Here is a 5,617-nt window from a genome sequence, read left to right as displayed (position 1 = left end):
TGTTCAGTGCTGCGTTGCTTGTGGGTTGCTTTTTTTTTTTTTAAGGATACGGCTCCCACCGCGAGCTCCACGCTGGCGCCCACTCTTGCCCTACCCGACGCTCTTCCGATCGTCGACCTCGCCGGCGCCGCGCCGGCCGGCGGCTGGCCTGACCCGGTCGATGGCGCGAGCCTCGTGCCGCACCTGCACGGCACGCCGTCGCACGACGTCGCGCTCGGCGAATACCTGGCGGAAGGCGCGGTCGCGCCGGTCGTGATGATTCGTCGCGGCGACTGGAAGTACGTGCATTGCCCGCTCGATCCCGACCAGCTCTACAACCTCTCCGACGACCCGCGCGAGCTGACGAACCTCGCCGATACGCCGGAAGCGGCCGACGTGCTCGCCGCATTCCGCGCGCAAGCCGCGCAGCGCTGGAACCTGCCCGAGCTGGACCGGCAGGTGCGCGCGAGCCAGCGGCGCCGGCGCTTCCATTACGCGGCGACGACGCAGGGTCGCATCCAGGCGTGGGACTGGCAGCCGTTCACCGACGCGAGCCAGCGCTACATGCGCAATCACATCGAACTCGACACGCTCGAGGCGATGGCGCGTTTTCCGCGCATCGGGCGCTGAGCGTCCCGTATCGCGATTACTGAAGAACGACGGAGGAAGCGGACGATGAAACGGCAATGCAATGCAGCAATCCGGATCGGCGCGGCGCTTGCCGCGGCCGCGTGCCTGATGACGACGCAGGCCGCGCACGCGGCCGACCCGCAGACGTGCGGCGACGTGAAGATGGCGGCGCCCGGCTGGACCGACATCGATGCGACGAACGCGATGGCGGGCGTCGTGCTGAAGGCGCTCGGCTACCGGCAGGACGTGGCGAACCTGTCGGTGCCGATTACGTACCAGGGGCTCAAGAAAGGGCAGGTCGACGTGTTCCTCGGCAACTGGATGCCCGCCCAGGCGCCGCTCGTGAAGCCGTTCGTCGACGAGAAATCGATCGACGTGCTGCACGCGAACCTGAGCGGCGCGAAGTTCACGCTCGCGGTGCCCGACTATGTGGCGGCCGCCGGCGTGCATACGTTTGCCGATCTCGCGCGCTACGCGGATCGCTTCGGCGGCAAGATCTACGGGATCGAGCCCGGCGCGCCCGCGAACCAGAACATCAAGCGGCTGCTGTCCGACCATGCGCTCGGCCCGGCGAACTGGTCGCTGGTCGAATCGAGCGAGACGGGCATGCTCACGCAGGTCGAGCGCGCGGTGCGCGACAAGCGCTGGATCGTGTTTCTCGCGTGGGAGCCGCATCTGATGAACACGAAGTTCCACCTGACCTACCTGTCGGGCGGCGATGCGTATTTCGGCCCGAACTACGGCGGCGCGACGGTCAACACGGTCACGCGCGCCGGGTTTGCCGGCCAGTGTGCGAACCTCGCGCGGCTGTTCCGGCAGATGACGTTCTCCGTCGACGTCGAGAACCGCATGATCGCCGACATGCTCGACCACAAGACGTCGCCCGCGCTGGCGGCGCAGCATGCACTGAAGGCCGACCCGGCGCTGGTCGCCGGCTGGCTGGACGGCGTGACGACGGCGGCCGGCGCACCGGGCCTGCCGGCCGTGCGCGCGGCCCTCGACAGTCACTGATTCCCTCCCTCGCGGCGGCCGGTTTTGACCGTGCCGCCGTCTACGTGTTTTCCCGACCGGTCGCATCGTGACCATTTGGTGTCGCCTTCAGACGGGTGACCCGAAATATGGGTTTGTATTTTGCGCCAATGGCTGCGTTATTGCGGAAAACGAAATGCCGAAGCCAGCGGGCGTACTGAATTCGAATCCACCGGCGCATCGTTGCACGCGCCGGGACGAGGTTCTTTCCATCGAACGGTTCAGGGAGGGTGGTCGATAATGAAGCATACGAAAGTTGCCGTAGCCGCCGCGCTTGCATGCGCGGCCTGTGTACCCGCCATCGGGCATGCGCAGAGCAGTGTGACGCTGTACGGGATTCTCGACGCGGGCATCACGTACGTGAACAACACGGGCGGCTCGCACGTGGTCAAGTTCGACGACGGCGTCGCGTACGGGAACCGTTTCGGCCTCAAGGGCACGGAAGATCTCGGTGGCGGGCTGAAGGCCGTATTCACCCTCGAGAGCGGCTTCCGCCTCGGCACCGGGCAGCTCGGCTTCGGCGGCTCGGAGTTCGGCCGCCAGGCGTATGTCGGCCTGCAGAACGACTGGGGCACGCTGTCGTTCGGCAACCAGCTCGACATCACGAACGAACTCGTGTCGATCTACAACATCTCCGCGTGGGGCAGCGGCTATGCGATCCACCAGGGCGACTTCGATCGCTTCAACGGCGACCGCCTGCCGAACTCGGTGAAGTTCCTGTCGAACGACCTGAGCGGCTTCAAGTTCGGCGCGATGTACTCGTTCGGCAACGTCGCGGGCAACTTCCACCGCAACAGCGCATGGAGTGCGGGCGCGAGCTTCACGAAGGGCGACTTCTCGATCGGCGCCGCGTACACGCGCCTGAACAACCCGAACGGCATCTATGCGTTCGACCCGTACGCGATGATCGGCACGCACACGTTCCTCGGCCAGCAGACCGTCACCGTCGATCCGGCGACCGGCGCGCGCACCGACCTGTTCGCGAACACGCCGATGGATGTCGACAGCCAGGGTACGTTCGGCATCGGCACGAGCTACACGATCGGCAAGCTGACGCTCGACGGCAACTTCTCGTACACGACGATCAAGGGCTTCGGCCAGTCGTCGCACATGCAGGTCTACGAAGGCGGCGGCTCGTACCAGTTCACGCCGGCGTTGAGCCTCATTGCCGGCTACCAGCACACGCGCTTCGAAGGCCATCACTGGAACCAGGGTACGGCGGGCCTGCATTACATGCTGTCGAAGCGCACGGACGTGTACCTCTCCGGCGATTACCTGCGTGCGTCGCAAGGCGTCGATGCGGTGATCGGCTACAGCTTCACGCCGTCGACGACGCAGACGCAGGCCGACGTGCGGATCGGGATGCGGCATTCGTTCTAAGCGGGGTGGTGTGGGGCAGCGACGTCTTCAGCGAGCGGTCTCTCTTTGGCGCGAACCGAGGTTCGCGCTTTTTTTTTGACGGGTGTCAGCGGGCATGAAATGGGTCCGGCCGGTGCCGGCCGTCCGGCCGCCAACCCGGGATCGTCACCGGGAAGGGTGGCTCGACGGTATTGACCATTGCCGTCTATAGGCGCTAGGATCGTCCGCATGCTGAATCGCGCCACGTCCCCCTCCTCGCTGATCCGCGCATGTTGTCAGAACATGCCTGGGGGAAGTTGCGTCTAGCGAACTCGCTAAACATTCAAGCAATCGCCTTCCGGCCGCCTGTGATGCAAAACAGGCGGCCTTTTTGTTTTTGGGCCGACACTTTCGGGACGGAGAAACTCGATGCCGCTTGCGCTGTATGACACCTGGTCGCGTACCGTGCGCCCCTTCACGCCGATCCGGGCCGGGCAGGTCGGCATGTATTGCTGCGGCCCCACGGTCTACGACGATGCCCACATCGGCAACCTGAGAACCTATGTGTTCGAGGATCTCCTGCGCCGCGTACTGGAGCGCAACGGCTACGAGGTCCGGCATGTCGTCAATATCACCGACGTCGGCCACCTGACTTCGGATGCGGACGAAGGCGAAGACAAGATGGAGAAGGGGAGCCGTCGGACCGGCGAATCGGCGTGGGCCATCGCCCGGCGCTACACCGAGGCGTTCGTCAGGGACTGGCACGCACTCAACCTGCTCGAGCCGACGATCTGGTGCCGTGCCACCGATCACATCGCCGAACAGATCGCGTTCATCGATACGCTCGACCGGGCCGGTTACGTCTACCGGACGGACGACGGCCTGTACTTCGACACCAGTCGGCAGGACGACTACGGTTATCTCGCACGGCTCGACCGCGCGGGGTTGCAGGCGGGCAAGCGGGTGGCACTGGGCGGGAAGCGGAGCATCACGGATTTTGCGTTGTGGAAGTTCAGCCCGGCCGACGTCCAGCGGCAAATGGAATGGGACAGCCCGTGGGGTCGCGGCTTTCCGGGCTGGCACATCGAATGCTCGGCGATGTCGGCGAAGTATCTCGGGACGCTGTTCGATATCCATTGCGGCGGCGAGGATCATGTCGCCGTGCATCACAGCAACGAGATCGCGCAGACGCGGGCGGCCCACGGCACGCAGCTCGCGAATTACTGGATGCACGGACACTTCCTGACGCTCGACGTCCATACGAAGATGTCGAAGTCGAGCGGCGACTTCGTCCGTCTGCAGACCTTGCAGCGCCGCGGTGTCGATCCGCTCGCGTACCGCTACCTGTGCCTGACGGCCCATTACCGCAGCAAGCTGCATTTCACGTGGGAGTCGCTCGATGCGGCGCAAACCGCGCTGAATCGGCTTCGGCACCTCTATGCCGGCTGGCCGGACGGCGGGCGCGTCGATGCGGATTTCGCCGCGCGATTCGATGCCGAAGTGAACGAGGACCTGAATCTGCCGAGGGCGCTCGCGGTGCTGTGGGATCTGGTCAGGAGCAACCTGCCGCCCGCCACGCAGAAAGCGACCGTGGACAGCTTCGATACGGTGCTGGGACTCGGTTTGCGCGAATGGAGGCCGGTTGCGTTCGATGTTCCGGAACACGTCCGTGTGTTGCTCGGTGAGCGAGCGCGTGCGAGGGCGGACAAGGACTGGGCGCAAGCCGACCGGATCCGGGACGCGTTGAGCGCCGAAGGCTGGAGAGTCGAGGACACGCCGGACGGTCAACGTCTGTTCGGCATGGCGATGGGCTCAAGCGAAACCGGCGCCTCGCCGCAGTGAAGCGCGCGGGCCGTGTGCATCGGAGGACAGGGGGGCTCGAGCGATCCACCGGCGGCCGCGGTCAACGCGGCCGCCGGAATCGTCGGCACTCGTGGCCACGGCCCGTTTTCCGCGGTTGGCGATATCATCGCGCTTTGGCCGCGTCTGCACCGTTGTCGCGCGCACGCACCGGCGTGTGCAGTCGTTTCCCGACCGGTACCGGCGCGCAGCGCCGACCGCCGAGACTTCGATGACCGACTCCGTGCCCGACCCCAGTCCTTTATCCCCGTTACCCGCCAACCTGTTCCGCCACGTCCCGTTCCAGCGTTTCTGGGGCACGCGCGTGATGTCTTCGCTGGCTTTCCAGATCCTGTCGGTCGCCATCGGCTGGTACGTGTACGCGCTCACGCACAGCGCGTTCGCGCTCGGTCTCGTCGGCCTCGCGCAGTTCGTGCCGATGTTCGCGCTGACGCTCGTCGTCGGGCAGGTGGCCGACCGCTACGATCGCCGGCGCATCGCGACGATCTGCCAGGGCGTCGAGGCGCTGGCCGCGGGCGTGTTCCTGCTCGGCGCCGCGCAAGGCTGGCTGGCCGCGCCGGCCGTGTATGCGCTCGCGGCGATCGTCGGCACGGCCCGTGCGTTCGAGTCGCCGTCGGGGTCGTCGATGTTGCCGGCCGTGGTGCCGCGCACCGACCTGCCGCGCGCGACCGCGCTGTCGACGTCCGCGAATCAGGCTGCGCAGATCCTCGGGCCCGCGTTCGGCGGGCTGCTGTACGGTGTCGGCGCGCCCGCCGCGTTCGGCACGAGCGTCGTCGCATTA

4 protein-coding genes and 1 pseudogene are annotated in these 5,617 nt (G+C 66.2%); all 5 read left to right on the top strand.

What is annotated here, in order from left to right:
• Positions 1–609 (top strand): annotated as a pseudogene (locus tag G3N93_RS33095) (choline-sulfatase); the annotation flags it as partial.
• A gap of 45 nt (positions 610–654) precedes the next feature.
• Positions 655–1,620, top strand: coding sequence for a choline ABC transporter substrate-binding protein (gene choX, locus G3N93_RS33090; protein ID WP_174938954.1), 966 nt, complete (start codon positions 655–657; stop codon positions 1,618–1,620).
• A gap of 258 nt (positions 1,621–1,878) precedes the next feature.
• Positions 1,879–3,018: a porin gene (locus tag G3N93_RS33085; RefSeq protein ID WP_011354197.1), complete on the top strand. Its 1,140-nt coding sequence runs from the start codon at positions 1,879–1,881 to the stop codon at positions 3,016–3,018.
• A gap of 387 nt (positions 3,019–3,405) precedes the next feature.
• Positions 3,406–4,818, top strand: coding sequence for a cysteine--tRNA ligase (gene cysS, locus G3N93_RS33080; RefSeq protein WP_206134848.1), 1,413 nt, complete (start codon positions 3,406–3,408; stop codon positions 4,816–4,818).
• 229 nt (positions 4,819–5,047) lie between these two features.
• Positions 5,048–5,617, top strand: a 570-nt coding sequence (locus tag G3N93_RS33075) for an MFS transporter (protein ID WP_206134847.1), incomplete at its 3' end; no start/stop codon positions are given.

Origin of the sequence: Burkholderia sp. Se-20378, from assembly GCF_017104665.1 — a bacterium.
GTDB lineage: Bacteria > Pseudomonadota > Gammaproteobacteria > Burkholderiales > Burkholderiaceae > Burkholderia > Burkholderia lata.
Note: the sequence above shows the minus strand (reverse complement) of the source record. Positions and strands in the feature narration are given on the sequence as shown.

Excerpts from the sequence above, each read along its gene's own strand:
- cysS (WP_206134848.1), top strand. The coding sequence starts at position 3,406 with ATGCCGCTTGCGCTGTATGACACCTGGTCGCGTACCGTGCGCCCCTTC.
- G3N93_RS33085 (WP_011354197.1), top strand. The coding sequence starts at position 1,879 with ATGAAGCATACGAAAGTTGCCGTAGCCGCCGCGCTTGCATGCGCGGCC.
- choX (WP_174938954.1), top strand. The coding sequence starts at position 655 with ATGAAACGGCAATGCAATGCAGCAATCCGGATCGGCGCGGCGCTTGCC.